We start from the raw sequence: 19,005 nt of genomic DNA, 5'->3' as shown, positions 1-19,005 counted from the left end.
GTCGGGTCGTCGATCGCGCACGGAGGAGCCATGGACATGCGGCAGGACAGGAACCGGAACCTGACGGGCAAGGTCGCGCTGGTCGCGGGCGCGACCCGAGGCGCCGGACGCGGCATCGCCGTGGAACTCGGGGCCGCCGGAGCCACCGTCTACGTGACCGGACGCAGCACCCGGCAGCAGCGCTCCGAGTACGACCGGCCGGAGACCATCGAGGACACCGCCGACCTGGTCACCGCAGCGGGCGGCCACGGCATCGCCGTACCGACCGACCATCTCGACCCGGCACAGGTCAAGGCACTGGTGGACCGGATCGCCGAGGAGCAGAACCGGCTCGACGTCCTGGTCAACGACGTCTGGGGCGGCGAGAACCTCTTCGAGTGGGAGAGCCCGGTCTGGGAGCACGACCTGGACAACGGGCTGCGGCTGCTGCGCCTCGCCGTCGAGACCCACGCCATCACCAGCCACCACGCCCTGCCCCTGCTGCTGCGCAACCCCGGCGGCCTGGTCGTCGAGATGACCGACGGCACCGCCGAATACAACCGGGACAACTACCGGCTCTCCTTCTTCTACGACCTCGCCAAGTCGTCCGTGCTGCGCATGGGTTTCGCCCTCGGCCATGAACTCGGCCCGCGCGGTGCCACCGCCGTCGCGCTGACCCCCGGCTGGCTGCGCTCCGAGATGATGCTCGAACACTTCGGTGTCGGCGAGGAGAACTGGCGGGACGCCCTGGAACGCATCCCGCATTTCGCCATCTCGGAGACCCCGCGCTTCGTCGGCCGCGCCGTTGCGGCCCTGGCGGCCGATCCGGACGTGGCCCGCTGGAACGGTCAGTCCTTCTCCAGTGGTGGGCTCGCGCAGGTGTACGGCTTCACCGACCTCGACGGCAGCCGCCCGGACGCCTGGCGTTACATGGTCGAGGTCCAGGACGCGGGGAAACCGGCGGACGCGAGCGGATACCGGTAGGGGTGCCTCAACCGCGGCCTCCGGTGCTTCCCGGGTTCCCCGCGTTCCCGGCGACCCCGGAAGTCGGCAGGACCGGCCAGCGCGCCGAGTGGCCCGGTGGCAGGGCCAGATCGTTCCGTACTGCCGAGTAGTAGCCCTCCCGGCCGGCCCGCTGACGCTCCAGCAGCGCCTGCCACGCCTGCGGATCCTCGGTCCGCTCGCGCAGGAACCGCTCCATCTCCAGCAGGACGGCCAGCCACTCCCGTGCCTTCGCCACCACCTCCGGGTCGCCCAGCAGAAGCAGCGCCTCCCCGGACGGGTCCCTGGCGAGAGTGGCCTCGGCGAGGAGCGGCGCCGCCTCCTCGGGGGTGAGGGGATGCGGATGCGGGTCGTTGCCGAGGCCCGCCGCGACCCGGTACGTCAGGGACACCGACTTCTTGAGCGTCCGCGCGTAGTCCGTGTACACCACGAGCAGCCGCTCCTCCCAACGCGCCTCCCGTTCACGGGCGGAGCGGACACGTTCCCCTCGTGCGACGGCCCAGTAGGAGCCGAGCGCGCCGATGACGACACCGATGAGAGCGGGGAGTTGCTGCATGAACGCGGACATGTCCGCACGGTATCCGCCCAGTTGATCTCCGGGGCAGGACAGTACGGTCTGCCCATGACATCGACACGGCGCTTCGAGGGATACGGGGTTCTGGTCACGGGCGCGGCCCGGGGGATCGGCGCGGCCACCGCGCGCAGGCTGGCCGAGGAGGGCGCGCGGGTCCTGGTGACCGACGTCGATCTCGACGCGGCCGAGCGCACGGCGGTGGCGCTGCGCGAACGCGGCCTGGTGGCCGAGGCGTTCGTGTGCGACGTGGCCGACCGTGCCTCGGTCGAGGCCGCCGTCGCCCAGGCCGTCGCCTCCTTCGGCTCGCTCGACGTCCTGGTCAACAACGCCTACGGCTGTACGCCCGACGTCCCGCTGTTCGAGGACCAGCTCGACGAGACCTGGGACCGTGACCTCGACCTCACCCTGACCGGCGCCTACCGCTGCTGCCGGGCCGCGCTCCCGCACCTGGTCGCCTCCGGCCGGGGTGCCATTGTGAGCATCGGCTCCGTGAACGGCGTCCAGTCCTTCGGCAACCACGCCTACAGCGCGGCCAAGGCGGGCCTCGCTTCCCTGACCCGTACCCTCGCCGGGCACGCTGCCGCCCGCGGGGTCCGCGTCAACCTGGTCGAGCCGGGCACCGTACGCACCACGGCCTGGGCGGGCCGCGAGGGGGAGTTGGAGGAGCTGCGCGAGCTGTACCCCCTGGGGCGGATCGGTGAACCGGAGGACATCGCCGCGGCCGTCGCCTTTCTCGCCTCCGGCGACGCGGCCTGGATCACCGGCACCACCCTGCGCGTCGACGGCGGCCTCACAGCGATCAACACCGGGTTCCGCAGGGTGACCCGGCCGGAGACGGGGCAGAAGACGGAGCAGGCGACGACGTAGGCCGCCGGCTGCAATGTCACCGTTTCGTCCCGGCTCGGGCCATACCACAACCGATCACCCGAAACGCCGGTCTAGTTGGCAGAGATCGCAGAAGACCACCCGCACGCAGTACGCACGAGAGAGGTTCCACCATGGGGGACGTACGCAGACGAGGCGCGGTCGCGCTCGGGATCACGGCGCTGGTGGCGCCGCTCACGCTGGTGCTCGGCACCGCCCCGGCGCAGGCCGCGAGCTGTACGACACAGACCGGCCCGTACCAGAAGAAGGTCGAGAAGTTCCTCGGGCGGCCCGTCGACGGCGTGCAGTCCACCGGTGACTGCAAGGCCATCCAGGCCTTCCAGAACAAGCACGGCATCACCCCCAACCAGGGCTACGCGGGTCCCGTCACCTGGGGAGTGATGGACCTGATGCTGAAGCAGCGGGCCGTCGGCAACAAGCCCAACAAGGAAGGCAAGTGCCCGACGAACAAGGGCCGTATCGCCTGCGTCAACCTCACGCTCCAGCTGAGCTGGATCCAGGACGGCAGCCGTCTCGTCTACGGCCCGGTGCCGGTCCGCACCGGCCGCAACGGCTACGAGACCCGCACCGGACTGAAGAAGATCTACTGGCGGGACATCGACCACGTCTCGTCCATCTACGACGTGCCCATGCCGTACAGCCAGTTCTTCGACGGCGGCCAGGCCTTCCACTCGGTCGGCCTCAGCATGTGGAACCCGCCGGGCTCGCACGGCTGCGTCAATATGACGAAGACGACCGCCAAGAAGTACTGGTCGCTCCTGAAGAAGGGCGACGACGTCTTCGTGTACGGGCGCAAGCCGGGCACCTGACAGCACCCGGCCGCCCCCGCCACCGAGGACCGCGGCTCACGCCTCGGGCGCGTCCCCGAAGTCCGGGATCGCCAGCCGCTCCCCGCCCTGCCGTGCCGAGTCGTGCGCCACGATGCCCGGCAGGGTGTAGCGGGCGGCCACCCACGCGTTCACCGTCGGCAGGGTGCGGGTGTTGACCGCCGTCACGAAGTCGTCCACCAGGAAGTGGTGGCTGCCCTCGTGGCCGTTGTGCAGGTTGTCGAACTCCCTCGGGAGGCGCGAGCGGTCGTGCACCGGGGCCGAGCCCGAGGTGAACGCGGCCCGCAGGTCCGGGGCGATGTGCTGGAGTGACGGATCGTCAGGAGCCATGGTGGGCTTGGGTTCCAGCAGCTCGCTGATGTCCGTGACCCCCTTCTTGTCCTGCCAGAAGGCGACCGTCGCGAGCTGCTCCATGCTCGCGTCCGTACCGAAGAACCGGAACCGCGACTCCCGGATCTGCGAGGGGTAGCCGACGCGGCGGAACTCGTTCGTACGGAACGAACCGCCGCCCGCGACCTCGAACAGCGCGCTCGCGTTGGAGAAGTCGTTGCCGAACTGGCTGACCTCCTTGTCGAACACCCCGTCGCCGCGCTCGTCCCGCACCCCGATCGCCGACACGCTCACCGCGTGCGTCTGCCAGGCGCCGAGCACCCCGCCCACCGAGTGCGTCGGGTAGAGGAGCGGGGGATAGCTGGCGGTCGCCTTCCAGTTCTCGCCGCCGCTGTACTGGTAGGCCTCGTAGAACCCGAGGTCCATGTCGTGGACGTAGTCGCCCTCGGCGTAGAAGAGCCGGCCGAAGGCGCCCTCCGCTATCCGGTTGCGGGCGTGGACGGTCGCCGGGTTGTACTGACTCGTCTCACCCATCATGTAGGTGAGCCCGGTGGCCCGTACGGCGTCGATGATCGCGCCGATCTCCTCCGCGCTGATGGCCATCGGCACCGCCGAGTACACGTGCTTGCCCGCGCCGAGCCCCTGGAGGACCAGCGGGCCGTGCGTCCAGCGCTGGGTGAAGATCGCCACCGCGTCGATCGTCGGCGACTCCAGCATCGCCTCGTACGAGGGGAAGGTGCCCGACAGGCCTTCCGCCGCGGCCAGTTGCTCCGCCCGCTCCGGCAGGAGGTCGGTCACGTACACCTCGCCGACGCCCGGATGGGCGAGGAACAGCTTGGCGAACTGGCCGGAGAACTGCCCGGCGCCCACGATGCCGAGGGAGAACGTCATGAAGTGTGAGCCTTTCACTGTCCGAGAATGAGATTGATCTGGCTGTTGGTCCGGTCGAGGCTGGTCACGGACCTGCCGTTGCCGTAGATGTCCTGCATGGCCGGATGCATCAACGCGAAGACGTCCGCCGCGTAGTTGGTGATCGGGTAGGAGAAGGTGGCGAACTCCTTCCCGCCTGCCTTCTCGTCGGCGACCGGCCTGGTGAACGCCGAGACGTCGATGCCCTTCTTCTTGTACGCGGCCACCGCGGCCTTCGTGCCGTCGGGCGTTGCCGGGAAGACGGTCCCGTAACTCCCCACCGTGCGCTGGCACTCGGCGGAGGCCAGATACCGCACCCACTTCTTGGCGCCCGCCTTGTTGTGGGCGCCCTTGGTGATGGAGTCGGCGAGGCCGTTCATCATCGTCGCCCGCTTGCCGGTCGGCCCGGCCGGAGTGACGGCCGTTGCGATGTCCAGGCCCTTGAAGCCGTCGTACGACGAGATCATCCAGGCACCGTCGAACGCCGCTGCCGCCTTGCCCGAGGCGACCTGGGTGTTGGCCTGGTTGGACGCGATGTTGTAGTCCGTGAAGGGGGCCATGTAGCCCTTCTTCGCCAGACCGAAGTACCACTTGATCACCGACTGGAAGGTCTTGCTGTCGTACTGGTACTCGGTGCCCCAGCGCTTCTCGTTCGTGTAGGTCCAGCCCGCCGAGGCGGCGAACGTGCTCCACTGGGTCTGGCCGTCACCGTCACCGGCGCCGTTGGTGGCGAGGCCGTACACCTTGACGTTGTCCTTGTCGAAGCCGGGCTCGTCGCCCCGCTTGCCGTTCTTGTCGACGGTGAGGTGCGCGATCGCCTTCTCGAAGGTGCCGCCGTCCTTGGGGTTCCAGGACAGGTCGTTGAGCTGCGCGGCCGGGAGACCTGCAGCGTCCGTCAGTTTCCGGTTGTAGAAGAGGGCGACGGTGTCCCAGTCCTTCGGGGCTCCGTAGCGGTGGCCGTCCTGGCCGATCCAGTTGGCGGCGAGGCCGGGCTGGTAGGCGGAGTCGTCGATGCCGAGGTCGTCGAGCGGTTCGAGGACCTTCAGATCGGCGAACTGGCCGAACTTCACGATGTGGTCGGTGAACACGTCCGGCTGGGTGCCCGCGATGAAGCTCGCGGTGAGCTTGGTCCAGTAGTCGTCCCAGCCCAACTGGGTGATCTTCACCGTCAGTCCGGGGTTCTCCTTCTGGAAGTCCTTCGCGCAGGCCTGATAGGCGGGTTGCTGGTTGGCGTCCCACAGCCAGTACGTCACCGTGTCCGACGACGACCCGGCCGCCCCGCCCTGGGCGCAACCGGTCACGAGGGACAGCGCCAGGGCTCCGGTCAGCGCAACGACCGTACGAATTCGCATGTCAGTCCTCTCCGTTGGCTCGGTCGACGCCGTCACTTGATGCCCGTGAAGCCGATGGAACTCACGATGCGCCGTGCGAAGCACGCGAACAGCACCAACATCGGCAGCGCGGCGATGAGCGTCGCCGCCATCAGCCCCGACCAGTCGACACCGGTCTGCGGTGTCTGTGCCCGGAAGATCGCCAGCGCCACCGTGAGAACCCGTGAACTGTCGCTGTACGACACCATCAGGGGCCAGAAGTAGTCGTTCCAGGCGGTGATGTACGTCAGGATCGAGAGCGTGATGACCGGGGTGGACGCCATCGGCAGCAGCACCCGGAAGAAGACCCGGATCTTGCCCGCGCCGTCGAGCAGGGCCGCCTCCTCGACCTCGCGCGGGATGTTCATGAAGAACTGACGCAGGAAGAACACCGCGAACGGCGTCATGAACATCGTCGGCAGCGCGATCCCCAACAGGTTGTCCACCAGGCCGAGTTGCTTGATCAGCACGAAGTTCGGCAGCAGGGTGAAGATCGCCGGAACCATCAGGCCTGCCAGGAACAGCCCGAAGACCGTGTCCCGGCCGCGCCAGCGCAGCCGGGCGAAGGCGTACGCGGCCATCGCCGAGAAGAAGATCTGGCAGCCGGTGATCAGGGTCGACACGAGCACCGAGTTGAGGAGATAGCGCCAGAAGTCCAGGCCGCCGCCCGCGCCGCCCTGCGCGATGGCCTCCTTGGTCGACTGGAGCCCGAGCGCCCGCTCGAACCCGCCGGTGGTGAGGCCCACCGGCAGCGGGTCGGAGGGGTTCGCCGCGAGGCCGGTGTTGGTGGACAGGGCGGTGCGCAGGATCCAGTAGAACGGCAGCAGGGTGACCAGCAGGATCGCGGCCAGGACCGCCCAGGCGGCGATCCGCCCGAGGGAGGGGCCGCGACGCAGCGGTCGTACGGCCGCCTTGGTCGGTGTCGGCGTCGGGGCCGGTGTAGTCAGAGTTGTCATGGTGTGCGTGCTCCTTCCGGTCCGGTCAGCCGAGGTCGGTGTGGCCGGCCCGGGTGAGCCGGTACTGGAGGAAGGTGATCGCGCTCAGCACGACCAGCAGGGCCACCGACATCGCGGAGGCGTAGCCGAACTGGAAGCGGCCGAAGGCGGAGCCGTAGATGTAGTACTGCAGGACGTTGGTGGCGTTCGCCGGACCGCCCGCCGTCGTCACCGCGACGGTGTCGAACACCTGGAACGAACCGATCACCGTCATGATCAGCACCACCGCGAGGATCGGCCGCAGCAGGGGCATCGTGATGCGCCAGAACATCCGCCACTCGCTCGCCCCGTCCACCTTGGCCGCCTCGTACATGTCGTTCGGGATGGCCTGGAGCCCGGCGAAGAGCAGCAGCGCGGTGTAGCCGACGTGCCGCCAGACGTTGATCAGCGCGATCGTCGGGATCGCCCAGGTCTCGTCCGCGAGGAACGGGATCCGGTCGAAGCCGAGGCCCGCGACGATCTCGTTGCCGATGCCGAGCTGGGTGTCGAGGATCCAGAGCCAGACGATGCCCGCGACGACGTTCGACATCAGATACGGGGTGAGCACGATCCCGCGCAGCACCGCCGACTGGGTCAGCCGCTGGAGCAGTACGGCGATGGCGAGTGCCGACACCGTCTGCACACCTATGTTGATGGCGACGTACTCGACGGTCACCGTCAACGAGTCCCAGAAGATGGGGTCGTTGACCATTCGGACATAATTGTCGAGCCCCACCCACTCGGCCGGGGTCAGCAGGTTGAAGCGCGTGAAGCTCAGGTAGACGCCCCGCAGCGTCGGCCAGAGCAGGAACACCAGGAAGCCCAGCATCGCCGGGGCGACGAACAGCGCCGCGAGCGCGCCGTCGCCGCGTGGTCGACGCAGGGGTGGGCTGGTGGAGGCGACGGTCATGGAGCGACTCCCTCGTCTGCTCGTAGGCGGCTCGTCCTCAGGGCACTTACTTTTGCTGCGAAAGAATCCACCCGTCAAGGTGCGGGCAGATATCTTTTTCGGGACAGTGATCGCGACGTATCGAGACGTATGATCGCCTTGTTAGTTCCAGGGCGAAAGAAAAGGTGAGGGGTCTGATCGTCATGACCGCACTGGCAGACGGCTGGCCGCCGCTGAGCCCCGGCGAGCGCTCGGTGGCGATCGAGGTGCTCGTCCACGGCCCTCTCTCCCGTGCCGAACTCGCCCGCCGGCTCGACCTCTCCGCCGGCAGCCTCACCCGGCTGACCAAGCCGTTGCTCGAATCGGGCCTGCTGGTCGAGGTGCCCGACGCCGGTTCCCCGGCCGAGGTGCGGCAGGGGCGCCCCTCCCAGCCCCTCGACGTCGTCGCCGAGTCCCGTGCCTTCCTCGGCTTCAAGATCACCTCGGACATGGTCTACGGCGTCGTCACCACCCTCCGCAGCGAGGTCGTCGCCCGCCTCGACCGGCCCCTCACCACCCATGACCCGGACCGAGTGGCCGACGTGGTCGCCGAGTTGGCGGCCGAACTGACCGCCGCCCATCCCGCCGTGGCCGGTATCGGGATCGGCGTCGGCGGACGCGTCGAGAACCGCGCGGTGGTCGCCGACTCCGTCTTCCTCGACTGGTACGACATCCCGCTCGCCGCCCTCGTCGAGGAGCGGACCGGGCTGCGGGTGGTCGTCGAGAACGACGTGAACGCCCTCGTCGAGGCCGAGAGCTGGTTCGGCGCGGGCCGGGGCCTGGACCGCTTCGCGGTCCTCACCATAGGAGCGGGCCTCGGCTACGGCCTGGTCAGCGGCGGCCGGCGGATCCCGTCCTCCGAGGACGGCATGGGCATAGGGCGCCGCTGGATCGTCAACCCGAACGGCCCGCTCACCCCCGACGGTGAGCGCGGCAGCGCCATCTCCCTGCTCACCATCCCCAGCATCCGCTACCAGATCCGCGCCGCCACCGGCCACGACCTGACCTACGACGAGATCCTCGCCCGGGCCGCCGCGGGGGACTCCATGGCCGCCCGCGTCATCGACGAGGCGGCCCGTGCCCTCGGCACGCTCGTCGCCCAGATCGCCAACTTCGCGATGCCCGAGAAGATCCTGCTGGCCGGCGAGGGCGTCGGGCTCGTGGCGGCGGCCGGGGGAGCGGTCGAGGAGAGCATCCTCGCCAACCGCCATCCGCTCGCGGACCCGGTCAACCTGGAGACCAAGGTCTCCGACTTCCACGACTGGGCGCGCGGGGCCGCCGTACTCGCCATCCAGGTACTGGTGCTCGGGGCGGCCGACGGACGTGATCAGCAACACGGTCCGTGATGCCGGAAAGATCGGTTTTATCCAATTCGGCTTTCACTTGCGTCGGCATATGCTTCACAGCATGTCCACCACTCTTCAATCCGCCCCTGATCGATCGGCAGCCGACGTCAACGAAGAGATCCGGGCCCTCTGGCTCCGGTCGGGCGGGATCCTCAGCACCGAGCAGCGGCTGACCTACCAGCAGCTCGTAGCCGAATGGGCCGCGGTCTCCCCGCACCCCGGGCACGACGCGTAACTTTCGTTCGACATCTCAACAGCAGGGCCGGGGCCGCGAAGCCCCGGCCTTTCGTGTGTGTGCTTTTTGAGGGCCGAAGGCCCCAAAAAGGGGCGCGGGGCTGTATCTATCTGCGGCTCCGCCGCGGGGCGCGACCAGCCCCCACCGGCCGGTGGCAAACGAACTACCTACCGACCCGAGCCCTCAACTCTCAACTCCAGGTAGCCGAGTAGGACCGCCGATAGTCCCGCCGATCCTGCTCCACCCGGAACCACCGCGTAGCGACCAACGCGATCAGACTGCCCCCCACGATCAACAGTCCAGGCCCCACGTTCTTGGGATCCGACAGCCGCTCCAACAACGCCTCCCCGACAGACCCACCAGCAACCGGCGCCACAGACCCCGGCTGCGCATCCCCAGGGGCAACCGCACTCTGCGTAGCAGTAGCCGACGGCGCAGGCGCAGCAGCCTGCCCCGCCTGCCCGATCAACCGAACGTTGAGCGCGCTCAACGCCTTCGTCACCGGCTGGAAGAACGTCGTCCCGCCGGCCGTGCAGTCACCGTTGCCGCCCGACGTGATCCCCAGCGCGATGCCCTCGGAGAACAACGGGCCACCGCTGTCGCCGGATTCGGCGCACACCGTGGTCTCGATCAGGCCCGACACCGTGCCCTCCGGGTAGTTGACCGTGGCGTTGAGCCCGGTCACCTCACCGTTGCGCAGCCCGGTGGTGCTGCCGCTGCGGAACACCTTCTGGCCGACGGTCGGATCGGCCGCGCCCGTGATGCGCACGCCCCGGCCGTCGCCGATGGCGACGACATCCGCGCCGTCACCGGCCGAGCCGCCGTCGTACTGGATCAGTGAGTAGTCGTTGATGGGGAAGCTGCCGCTGATCGTCTTGCCGATCTCCTGCGCGCCCCCGGAGTCCGCGAACCAGACCGAGCCGTTGGGCCCGCAGTGCCCGGCGGTGAGGATGAAGTCGGCCGTCCCGTTGGTCACGTTGAAGCCCGCCGAGCAGCGTCCGCCGGTCGACAGGATCGGCTGCGCCGCGTTGATCCGGGTGGTGAAGGTGCCCTGGGTGCGCTCCATGCGTACGGAGCCGCCGATCTCCTCGGCGACCGCGGACAGCTTGGCCCAGTCGGCCTTCGACACCGTGCTGTCGGCCTGGACCACCACCTCGTTCTTGGTGTAGTCGACCGACCACGCCGTGCCAGCCACACGCGGCGCCGAACGCAGCGTCTCCGTCGCGGACTTGAGGGTGTCCATGCTGTAGTCGACGACCTTGGGCCGGGCGCCCGCCTTCTTGACCTCCGCCGCCGCCTCCTCGTCGGTCACCGCGACGACCGGTTCCCCGTCGTCCGCGATCCAGCTGCCCGCCGTACGGTCGGTGCCGAGTTCGCTGACGAGGCCGGTACCGGTGGTGCCGGCCTCACGGGCGGAGCTGAGGGGCAAATTGGTGGCCTGTGGTGGTTCGGTCGCCACGGCCTGGGTGACCATCAATCCGCCGAGGATGACTCCGCCGACGGCCGCCAGCCGTGTCGCTCGCCGGACGATCCGTCGTCGTGCGTGCCTCATCAATGGCTCCCGAACCCCGAACTCGCGGTGTGGACACCGCGGGGCCCTCCGGTCGTTGAGTGGCCCTCACTTCCATACGTGGCAGGGGGTGTTCGTGTTCACCGCACCCAAGATCCGGTCACGGTTTGCGGGCCACTCCGCAGTACATGGCGACCTCCGCCGGCTCGTCGTCCCCGGGGCAGGGTCTCTCCGGCCGCCAGCGCGAGCAGGACACGACCCCCGGCTCCAGGAGTTCCAGCCCGTCGAAGAACCGCGCCACCGCGTCGGGGGTGCGCTGGACCAGCCGGGGCGTGCCGTGCGCGTTCCAGTACCGGACCGCCGCGTCCACCTCGGCCAGCGCCGGGCCGGTGATGGTGTGCGACAGCGCGAGATGGCTGCCCGGGGGAAGGGCGTCGAGCAGCCGCCGTACGACGCCGTACGGGTCCTCGTCGTCGCCGAGGAAGATCACCACGCCGAGCAGCATCAGGGCGACGGGCCGGGTGAAGTCCAGGGTGCGCGCGGCCTGTTCGAGGATCGCGTCGACGTTGCGCAGGTCCTCGTCGAGATGGTCGGTGCGCCCCTCGGGTGTGCTGGTGAGAAGGGCGCGGGCGTGGACCATGACTAGCGGATCGTTGTCCACGTACACGACCCGGGCGTCCGGCGCGATCCGCTGGGCGACCTCGTGGGTGTTGTCGGCGGTCGGCAACCCGGTCCCGATGTCGAGGAACTGCCGGATCCCGCACGCGGTGACCAGATGACGTACGGCCCGCCCCAGAAAGAGCCGGTCCGCGCGGGCGTACTCGCCGATGCCCGGATGGAGTTCACGTATGCGGTCACCGGCCGCGCGGTCGACCTCGTAGTGGTCCCGGCCGCCGAGCCAGTAGTTCCAGATCCGGGCGGTGTGTGGCTGTCGCGAGTTGATCCGCGCGTGCAGCGACGCGGCCGGCGAGTTCTCGGGCACGGAAGCAGCTCCTGGGGCACCTGCGAGGGAGTGTCAACCGGCAATCTAGACAAGGTTGTTGATGTTGGCGAGGGTCCTGACACCGCAGTGACGGATCAGCTGTGAACAGCCCCGAAAAGCCGTCCCTTGCTGCGCTCGTCGCCCCAGACGGAACCCCACGCGGAACCGCTGTCCACGTACGGCCGCAGCAGCGCCGTCAGGGTCGTGTCACCGCGTCCGTTCAGCTCGTGAGAGGCGATGCTGCGGGCGATCCCGGCGAGGAAGTCGGCCAGCTGGACCCGCGTGTCGTCCCGTGCGACGACCAGCCGCAGGCCTTCGATCCGGGCCGTCTCCCTGAGCCACTCGATGCGCTCCTCGGTCAGCATGTTCTGCCGGTCGTGCACCAGCGTGACGGCCCGCCCGCCCGCACTCCAGTACGCGGCCGTCCGCACGATCGCGGGCAGCAGCGGGTTCAGTACGGGGATCAGGACGGGGGCGGCGAGCAGCCGGGCCCGGTGGTCCGCGGCCCGGGAGCGCGCGCCGCCGAGCAGCTTGAGGACGTCGGTCACCTGTTCGTCCCCGAGCCCCGGCGTCCGCTCGGCCAGGGCGTCCACCGCACGGAAGAACGCGTCCAGGGGCGCCCCGGGACCGCCGTTGGCGTCACCGCGTACCCGCAGCAGGGCGTTGGTCGCCGCCAGGAACGCCTTCCAGCGCTCGTCCCCGAAGGTGTGCGCGCCCGCGCGGAAGAGGGGAGCGGCGCCGGCCGGGTCACCGAGGAGCAGGTCGACGACCCGCTCGACCATGAAGAAGGTCTTCTCCGTGAGATGGACGTACGCGCGCCCGTGCAGTGGCCCCGAGGGGCCGAGCGTCCACTCCAGGACCGCCCGGTGCTTCTCCCGGAGCAGATGGTTCGCCTTGTACTCCTCGGCGGGCGACCGGATGCGGTCGCGGATCTCCCGGATCGCCGCCGCCGCGTCCGCCATGGGCACATCCACACTGCCGTGCGCGAAGACGTCGGTGTTCCCGCCGGTCAGGTTCTCGCCGTCGGACCCCGACTCGTCGCAGGCGATCTCGGTCACACCGGCCAGCATCCCCCACGGGGGTCCGAAAGGGCATCTGGTTATCGCGGCGGGACGACCGGTGTGACGTCGGTGAAAACTCCGAACCTTGTATTGACATACGGATGAAACCGTTCGTAGCTTACAGCGATCATTTAGATTCGTGAAAGACGTTCACGAATATGAACGGAGAACTTCCATGGGCGATCGCCGACGAAGTCGCCGCCTGGCCGCCGGGCTCGTCGCCACGGGGCTCGCATTCGGAACGGCCGCCTGCGGAGCCGGCTCCGACAGCGCCGGAGGCGACCCGAACACGCTGGAGGTGTGGACCCGGAGCAACCCGGACCCCGCCGCCACCTACGAGCGGGTGTTCGCCGCCTTCACCAAGAAGACCGGAATCAGGATCGACTATCAGCCGGTCATCAACTTCGACCAGCAGCTGCAGAGCCGCGCGTCCACCAAGGACCTGCCGGACGTCATGATCAACGACACGGCGCTGATGGGCAGTTACCAGAGTCAGGGGCTGCTCAAGCCCATCGACCCCGACTCGATCGCGGGCCACGAGCAGATCACCGCCAAGTCATGGTCCTCGACCGTCGGCATCGACGGCAAGCACTACGGCATCCCTTACTCCCGCCAGGCCCAGACCCTGATGATCAGGAAGGACTGGCTGCAGCAGCTCGGCCTGAAGGCGCCCACCACCTGGCCGGAGATGCTGCGCGTCGCCAAGGCCTTCGCCACCCGCGACCCGGACGGCGACGGCAAGGCCGACACCTACGGCATGGTCGTCCCCGGCAGCGCCCAGAACGGCTACGCCGCCTGGTGGGGCGCCAGCTTCCTCTGGCAGGGCGGCGCGAAGATCGTCGAACCGGACGGCAGGGGCACCTACAAGGCGGCCATGGACTCGGCTGCCGCCGTCAACACCGTGACCTGGATGAAGGACAACCTCTTCTGCGGTGACAACGCTGTCACCCAGCCCGGCGCCCTGACCGCCGTCACCTCCACGGCCACCAACTTCCAGGACGGCAACGCCGGGATGTACCTGACCGGCCCCTACAACATCGCCACCTTCGACCAGACCCTCGGCAAGGACAAGTACGAGGTCGTCCCCGCCCCCGCGGGCCCGGCCGGCGGTGACGTACTGGCCGACGGCGAGAACATCTACTTCGGCGCCCGGACCGGCAAGGCGAAGCAGGAGCGGGCGCTCGCCGCGTTCCTCATCTCTCCCGAGGGCCAGAGGCTCGCCATGACCGGCGAGAACCAGCCCGTCGTCCGCATCCCCGTGAACTCCAGGCTCGACGCGGCCACGGTCCGCGACGACTCCCGCTGGAGCGTGGTGCAGAAGGCCTACGAGGACGCCTCGCAGCAGTTCCCGAACGCACCCGACTTCGCCCCGATCAAGCAGGACACCGCCGACAGCCTCAACGCGATCTTCACGTACTGCGGCAGCGACGTCCGCTCCCAGCTGGGCGAACTGAACGAAACCCTCGACGGTGACCTCAAGGACCAGGACCTGCTGAAATGACCGCTACCGTGACCACCCCCGCGGCGACCACCCCCGCGACGCGCAGGGGCCGGGGCCTCACGAAGAAGTCCGTGGTGCCGTGGCTGTTCCTCGCCCCCGGCCTGCTGCTCGCCCTCGTCTTCAAGTTCTGGCCGATGGCCAAGGGCGTCTGGCTCAGCTTCTTCGACGTCCGGCCCTTCCTCGGCGACAAGTGGACCGGCCTCGACAACTACACCCGGGTCCTGACCGACCACCGCTTCCAGGACGCCATCGGACACACCCTCGTCCTCGGCATCGGCCAGTCCCTCGGCGCCATCCTCCTCGGCTTCGTCCTCGCCCTGCTCCTGGAGGGCCAGGCCCGCTCGCTGAAGATAGTGCGCACCGCCGTCTTCCTGCCCGCGGTCACCGCCACCGCGGTCGTCGGCGAGCTGTGGCGGCTGATGTACTACCCGACCTCCGACGGCCTCCTCAACAGCGGCCTGCACTTCTTCGGGCTCGGCCCCGTCCAGTTCCTCGACAACCCGGGCATCGCCCTCTGGTCGACGATGGCCATGGGCATCTGGATCTGGGCCCCCTACAACATGGTCATCATCATGGCCGGCCTCGCGGGCGTCGACCGCTCGCTGTACGAGGCCGCCGCGATGGACGGCGTCTCCCTCTGGCAGCGGCTGCGGTACGTCACCCTGCCCGCCATCCGCCCCGCCCTCGGCATCGTCCTCACCCTCGCCGCGATCCGCGGACTGCGCGTCTTCACCGAGGTGTACGTCCTCACCGGCGGCGGCCCGGCCGGGTCCACCGAGGTCTGGATGACCCGCGCCTACACCCTCGGCTTCACCCGCAACGACATCGGCGGCGCGTCCGCGGCCTCCGTCGTGCTGCTCTGCGTGACGCTGCTGCTCACCGTCACGGTCAACCACTTCCGCAAGAGGGGAGACGTGCGATGAGCGCCCCCGTCATCGACCCCGTCCGTACGACGGCCACGCAGCCGACGGCTCGGCGGTCCGGCAAGGCACAGCGGACCACACCGGCCCGCTTCGACACCGCACTCGGCTGGAACGACAGGCCCGGCACCGCCTGGGCCCTGAGGATCCTGCTCTGCGCGATCGCCCTCGGCATCTTCGCCGCGCCCTTCCTCGCCATCCTCTCGGGCGCCTTCACCAAGAACGCCAGCGGCTCCTCCCTCTCCTTCCTTCCGCACGACAGCACCCTGCTGAACTTCACCGTGGCCGGCGAGCGCGGCATCTGGGACTACTTCTCCAACTCGCTGGTCATAGCGGGCGGCGGACTCCTGCTCCAACTCGTGGTCTGCACGCTCGCCGCCTACGCGCTCGCCCGGCACCGCTTCCGTGGCCAGGCCCTGATCCTGACCCTGTTCATGCTGACGATGATGCTCCCCGAGGAGGTCATCGCCATCCCGCTGTCACTGGTCCTCGGTGACGTCCCGGTGGTTCACCTCGACCTCAAGGGCACCGTCTGGGGCGTCATCCTGCCGCTGGGCGCCTGGGGTTTCTCGGTGATGATGCTGACCGAGTTCATGAAGGACATCCCCGACGAGATCGAGGAGGCCGCCCGCCTCGACGGCGTCGGCGAACTGCGCATGCTGTGGCAGATCGTGCTGCCGCTGTGCAAGCCCGCGCTCGGCGTTGCCGGTGTCCTCGGCTTCATCATGATCTGGGACCAGTACCTGCTGCCGCTGATCGCCGCCAAGGACCCCACCGACTACACGGTCACCGTCGCCCTGTCCGTCCTGCGCACCGACCCCGAGGTCGGCTCCGGGGTGGTGCTGGCGGGCGCGGTCATCGCCCTCGTACCCAGCCTGATCGTCTATCTGCTCCTCCAGCGCTCGCTGGTCACCGGCATCGCCGCCGGTGCCACCAAGGGCTGACACCCACCCAGTGACATCAACCCCCCACGCTTGAGGGAGACATGAAGTTCCAAGGAGTGCTGTTCTTTCCGGTCACGCCCTTCGGGGCGGACGGATCGCTGGACGGGGAACTCCTCGCCCGGCACATCGAGGCCGGGGTCGCGGCCGGGGCCGGCGGGGTGTTCGTCGCCTGCGGCACCGGCGAGTTCCACGCGCTGACACCGGACGAGATCGAGCAGGCGACCAGGATCGCGGTCGCCACGACCGCCGGCCGCGTCCCCGTCCTGGCCGCCGCCGGCGGTCCGCTGCCCGTGGCCGTCGACCAGGCCACCCGTATCCGGGAGGCCGGCGCCGACGGCATCCTGCTGCTGCCGCCGTACCTGGTGACCGCACCGCAACAGGGCCTCGTCCGGTACGCGCGTGAGGTGACGTCGGCCGCCGGGCTCCCGGTGATCTTCTACCAGCGCGGCACCGCCCGCCTCACCGAGGCCACCGCCGCCGAGATCGCCGCCCTGCCCGGTGTCGTCGGCCTCAAGGACGGCATCGGCGACCTCGAACGCATGCACCGCATCGTGCGCGCGATCCGGGCACTGCCCGACGGAGAGGACTTCGCCTTCTTCAACGGCCTGCCGACCGCCGAGATGACGGCCGCCGCCTACCAGGGCGTAGGCGTCGACCTCTACTCGTCCGCCGTCTTCGCCTTCGCCCCGGAGATCGCCACCGCGTTCCACCGGGCGCTGGGAGAGGGCGACGAGCCCCTGGTCACCAAACTCCTCGACGAGTTCTACGGCCCGCTCGTCGAACTCCGCGACGAGGTACCGGGATACGCGGTGTCCCTGATCAAGGCCGGGGTGACCCTCCGGGGCCTGGACGTCGGCGGCGTCCGCGCCCCGCTGCTCGACCCGACGCCGGAGCACGTGGCCCGGCTGGCGAAACTCATCGACCACGGTCTGGAGGCGGTCGGAGCATGACCGACGGCAGGAGTACGACCATCAGCGCCACGGGGAACACCACGGGCACCCGTATCCGCGAACTCGTCGTCACCCCCATCGCGTTCGACGACCCGCCCCTGCTCAACGCCGACGGTGTGCACGAACCGCTCGCCCTGCGCTGCATCCTCCAACTCGTCCTGGAGAACGGCACGGTGGGCCTCGGCGAGTCGCCCGGCGGCACCGCCCGCCTCGAACGGCTCCAGGAGGCCGCGAAGGTCGTCGTCGGCATGGACGTCTTCGACACCACGGCCATCTCGGCCGCGATCGACGCCGTCCTGTCGCCGACCGTGCCCAGTTCCCACGAACGCGGCTGGGTCACCTCGGCCGTGGAGGTCGCCTGCCTCGACGCCCAGGGCAGGCTGCTCGGCCGCCCGGTCAGCGACCTCCTCGGCGGCAAGGTCCGGGACGCGGTGCCCTTCGCCGCGTACCTGTTCTACAAGTGGGCCGAGCACCCCGCCCTCGACGGCCGCGAAGCCATCGGCGACGAATGGGGCGAGGCCCTCGACCCGGCCGGGGTCGTCGCGCAGGCCCGGCTGATGCAACAGCGGTACGGATTCACCTCGTTCAAGCTCAAGGGCGGTGTCTTCCCGCCAGACGAGGAGATCGCCGCGATGAAGGCCCTCGCCGAGGCCTTCCCCGGACGGCCTCTGCGTCTGGACCCCAACACGGCCTGGTCGGTCGAGACGTCGAAGTACGTCGCCCGTGAACTCGACGGTGTCATCGAGTACTTGGAGGACCCGACCGCCACCATCCCCGGTATGGCTGAGGTCGCGAAGGAAGCGGCGATGCCGCTCGCCACCAACATGTGCGTGATCGCCTGGGAGCACCTGAAGCCCGCCGTCGAACAGAACGCGATCCAGGTCCTCCTCACCGACCACCACTACTGGGGCGGACTGCGCCGGACCCGTGAACTCGCCGCCGTCTGCGAGGCGTTCGGCATCGAGCTGTCCATGCACTCCAACTCCCACCTGGGCATCAGCCTCGCCGCGATGACCCATGTCGGCGCCGCGATCCCCAACCTCGCGCACTCCTGCGACACGCACTACCCGTGGAACTCGGCCGACGACGTCATCGTCCCCGGCGCCATCGAGGTCCGCGACGGCGCGGTGAAGGTACCGACGGGCCCCGGCCTGGGCGTAGAGCTGGACCCCGATGCCCTGGACCGGGCCCACCGCCGCTACCTCGACTCCGGGATCCGGGACCGCGACGACACCGGGTACATGCGGCGGATCCGGCCGGAGTACGAGCGACGGCTGCCGCGCTGGTGACGGCCGGCAAGTGAGGGAGGGGCGCCGGGGGTCGCATCGAGTCCCGGCGCCTAGACTCCCGCCCATGGACGAAACCAGCCCCCTGGACCGGCTCGCTGCGGGCAAATACCTGCTGATCACCAGCTACCGCAAGAACGGCACGTCCGTCGCCACCCCGGTCTGGGTCGTGCGGGACGGGGACGCGCTCGGTGTCTGGTCGGTGGCGGACGCCTGGAAGGTGAAGCGGATCCGCAACCGGGCCGACGTGCTGGTCGGCCCCTGCGACGTCCGCGGAAACCCGACCGGAGAGTCGGTCCCCGCCACGGCCGAGATCCTCGACCAGCCCGCGACCGACGCCTACCGGAAGCTCCTCGCCCGCAAGTACGGCGTGTTCGGCCGCATCACCCTGTTCGGCAGCCGACTGCGGCGCGGGAAGACGGGCACGGTCGGCATCCGCATCACGCTCACCTAGCGGTCTCGTACAACCGTCGGCGGAGGCTCCGCCCGTGC

Annotated in this window: 19 protein-coding genes; 11 read left to right on the top strand and 8 right to left on the bottom strand. The window is 69.3% G+C overall.

What is annotated here, in order from left to right; genetic code table 11:
• The first annotated feature begins 36 nt into the window (after positions 1–36).
• Positions 37–963, top strand: coding sequence for an SDR family oxidoreductase (locus ACWCRB_RS36420; protein WP_451000142.1), 927 nt, complete (start codon positions 37–39; stop codon positions 961–963).
• A gap of 7 nt (positions 964–970) precedes the next feature.
• Here the strand turns inward: ACWCRB_RS36420 and ACWCRB_RS36415 are convergent, their stop codons facing one another.
• Positions 971–1,549, bottom strand: a complete 579-nt coding sequence (locus ACWCRB_RS36415; RefSeq protein ID WP_451000141.1) for a hypothetical protein — start codon at positions 1,547–1,549, stop codon at positions 971–973.
• Positions 1,550–1,603: 54 nt separating this feature from the next.
• Between ACWCRB_RS36415 and ACWCRB_RS36410 the strand changes: the two genes are divergently transcribed.
• Both ACWCRB_RS36410 and ACWCRB_RS36405 read left to right on the top strand, forming a co-directional pair.
• On the top strand, positions 1,604–2,422 hold the full coding sequence (locus tag ACWCRB_RS36410; protein ID WP_451000140.1) for an SDR family NAD(P)-dependent oxidoreductase: 819 nt from the start codon (positions 1,604–1,606) through the stop codon (positions 2,420–2,422).
• A gap of 131 nt (positions 2,423–2,553) precedes the next feature.
• Positions 2,554–3,249, top strand: a complete 696-nt coding sequence (locus ACWCRB_RS36405) for a L,D-transpeptidase family protein (protein WP_451000139.1) — start codon at positions 2,554–2,556, stop codon at positions 3,247–3,249.
• 36 nt (positions 3,250–3,285) lie between these two features.
• Here the strand turns inward: ACWCRB_RS36405 and ACWCRB_RS36400 are convergent, their stop codons facing one another.
• Genes ACWCRB_RS36400 through ACWCRB_RS36385 form a run of 4 tightly spaced genes read right to left on the bottom strand, consistent with a single transcriptional unit; the run spans position 3,286 to position 7,760 of the window.
• Positions 3,286–4,488, bottom strand: coding sequence for a Gfo/Idh/MocA family protein (locus ACWCRB_RS36400; protein ID WP_451000138.1), 1,203 nt, complete (start codon positions 4,486–4,488; stop codon positions 3,286–3,288).
• 14 nt (positions 4,489–4,502) lie between these two features.
• On the bottom strand, positions 4,503–5,858 hold the full coding sequence (locus ACWCRB_RS36395; RefSeq protein WP_451000137.1) for an ABC transporter substrate-binding protein: 1,356 nt from the start codon (positions 5,856–5,858) through the stop codon (positions 4,503–4,505).
• Positions 5,859–5,890: 32 nt separating this feature from the next.
• Entirely contained in the window at positions 5,891–6,832 is a 942-nt protein-coding gene (locus tag ACWCRB_RS36390) for a carbohydrate ABC transporter permease (RefSeq protein WP_451000136.1), read from the bottom strand.
• Between the two features lie 25 nt (positions 6,833–6,857).
• Positions 6,858–7,760 (bottom strand): carbohydrate ABC transporter permease, encoded by a 903-nt coding sequence (locus ACWCRB_RS36385; protein WP_451000135.1) that lies wholly within the window; start codon positions 7,758–7,760, stop codon positions 6,858–6,860.
• 182 nt (positions 7,761–7,942) lie between these two features.
• On the opposite strand from ACWCRB_RS36385, the gene ACWCRB_RS36380 reads away from it, so the two are divergent.
• The gene (locus ACWCRB_RS36380) at positions 7,943–9,124 is read left to right on the top strand and encodes an ROK family transcriptional regulator (protein WP_451000134.1); all 1,182 of its coding nucleotides are present in this window, start codon (positions 7,943–7,945) and stop codon (positions 9,122–9,124) included.
• 49 nt (positions 9,125–9,173) lie between these two features.
• Entirely contained in the window at positions 9,174–9,359 is a 186-nt protein-coding gene (locus ACWCRB_RS36375) for a hypothetical protein (RefSeq protein WP_235472719.1), read from the top strand.
• Positions 9,360–9,549: 190 nt separating this feature from the next.
• Here the strand turns inward: ACWCRB_RS36375 and ACWCRB_RS36370 are convergent, their stop codons facing one another.
• From ACWCRB_RS36370 to ACWCRB_RS36360, 3 genes are all read right to left on the bottom strand, one after another.
• Positions 9,550–10,911 carry a S1 family peptidase gene (locus tag ACWCRB_RS36370; protein WP_451000133.1) on the bottom strand — a complete coding sequence of 454 codons (1,362 nt, stop codon included), beginning with the start codon at positions 10,909–10,911 and terminating at the stop codon, positions 9,550–9,552.
• A 118-nt stretch (positions 10,912–11,029) separates the two neighbouring features.
• Positions 11,030–11,851, bottom strand: coding sequence for an SAM-dependent methyltransferase (locus ACWCRB_RS36365; protein WP_451000132.1), 822 nt, complete (start codon positions 11,849–11,851; stop codon positions 11,030–11,032).
• A gap of 95 nt (positions 11,852–11,946) precedes the next feature.
• Positions 11,947–12,921, bottom strand: coding sequence for a hypothetical protein (locus ACWCRB_RS36360; protein WP_451000131.1), 975 nt, complete (start codon positions 12,919–12,921; stop codon positions 11,947–11,949).
• Positions 12,922–13,087: 166 nt separating this feature from the next.
• On the opposite strand from ACWCRB_RS36360, the gene ACWCRB_RS36355 reads away from it, so the two are divergent.
• From ACWCRB_RS36355 to ACWCRB_RS36330, 6 genes are all read left to right on the top strand, one after another.
• Entirely contained in the window at positions 13,088–14,413 is a 1,326-nt protein-coding gene (locus ACWCRB_RS36355) for an ABC transporter substrate-binding protein (protein ID WP_451000130.1), read from the top strand.
• Positions 14,410–15,336 (top strand): carbohydrate ABC transporter permease, encoded by a 927-nt coding sequence (locus tag ACWCRB_RS36350; protein WP_451000129.1) that lies wholly within the window; start codon positions 14,410–14,412, stop codon positions 15,334–15,336. Before ACWCRB_RS36355 ends, ACWCRB_RS36350 begins: the two co-directional genes overlap by 4 nt.
• Positions 15,333–16,277 carry a carbohydrate ABC transporter permease gene (locus ACWCRB_RS36345; RefSeq protein ID WP_451000128.1) on the top strand — a complete coding sequence of 315 codons (945 nt, stop codon included), beginning with the start codon at positions 15,333–15,335 and terminating at the stop codon, positions 16,275–16,277. Before ACWCRB_RS36350 ends, ACWCRB_RS36345 begins: the two co-directional genes overlap by 4 nt.
• A 41-nt stretch (positions 16,278–16,318) precedes the next feature.
• Positions 16,319–17,227 carry a 5-dehydro-4-deoxyglucarate dehydratase gene (locus ACWCRB_RS36340; RefSeq protein ID WP_451000127.1) on the top strand — a complete coding sequence of 303 codons (909 nt, stop codon included), beginning with the start codon at positions 16,319–16,321 and terminating at the stop codon, positions 17,225–17,227.
• Positions 17,224–18,516 carry a glucarate dehydratase family protein gene (locus ACWCRB_RS36335; protein ID WP_451000126.1) on the top strand — a complete coding sequence of 431 codons (1,293 nt, stop codon included), beginning with the start codon at positions 17,224–17,226 and terminating at the stop codon, positions 18,514–18,516. Before ACWCRB_RS36340 ends, ACWCRB_RS36335 begins: the two co-directional genes overlap by 4 nt.
• Before the next feature lie 64 nt (positions 18,517–18,580).
• The gene (locus ACWCRB_RS36330) at positions 18,581–18,967 is read left to right on the top strand and encodes a PPOX class F420-dependent oxidoreductase (protein WP_451000125.1); all 387 of its coding nucleotides are present in this window, start codon (positions 18,581–18,583) and stop codon (positions 18,965–18,967) included.
• The last annotated feature ends 38 nt before the right edge of the window (positions 18,968–19,005 follow it).

This window comes from Streptomyces sp. NPDC002156, from assembly GCF_053593675.1.
This window is presented reverse-complemented; position numbering and strand designations above follow the sequence as displayed.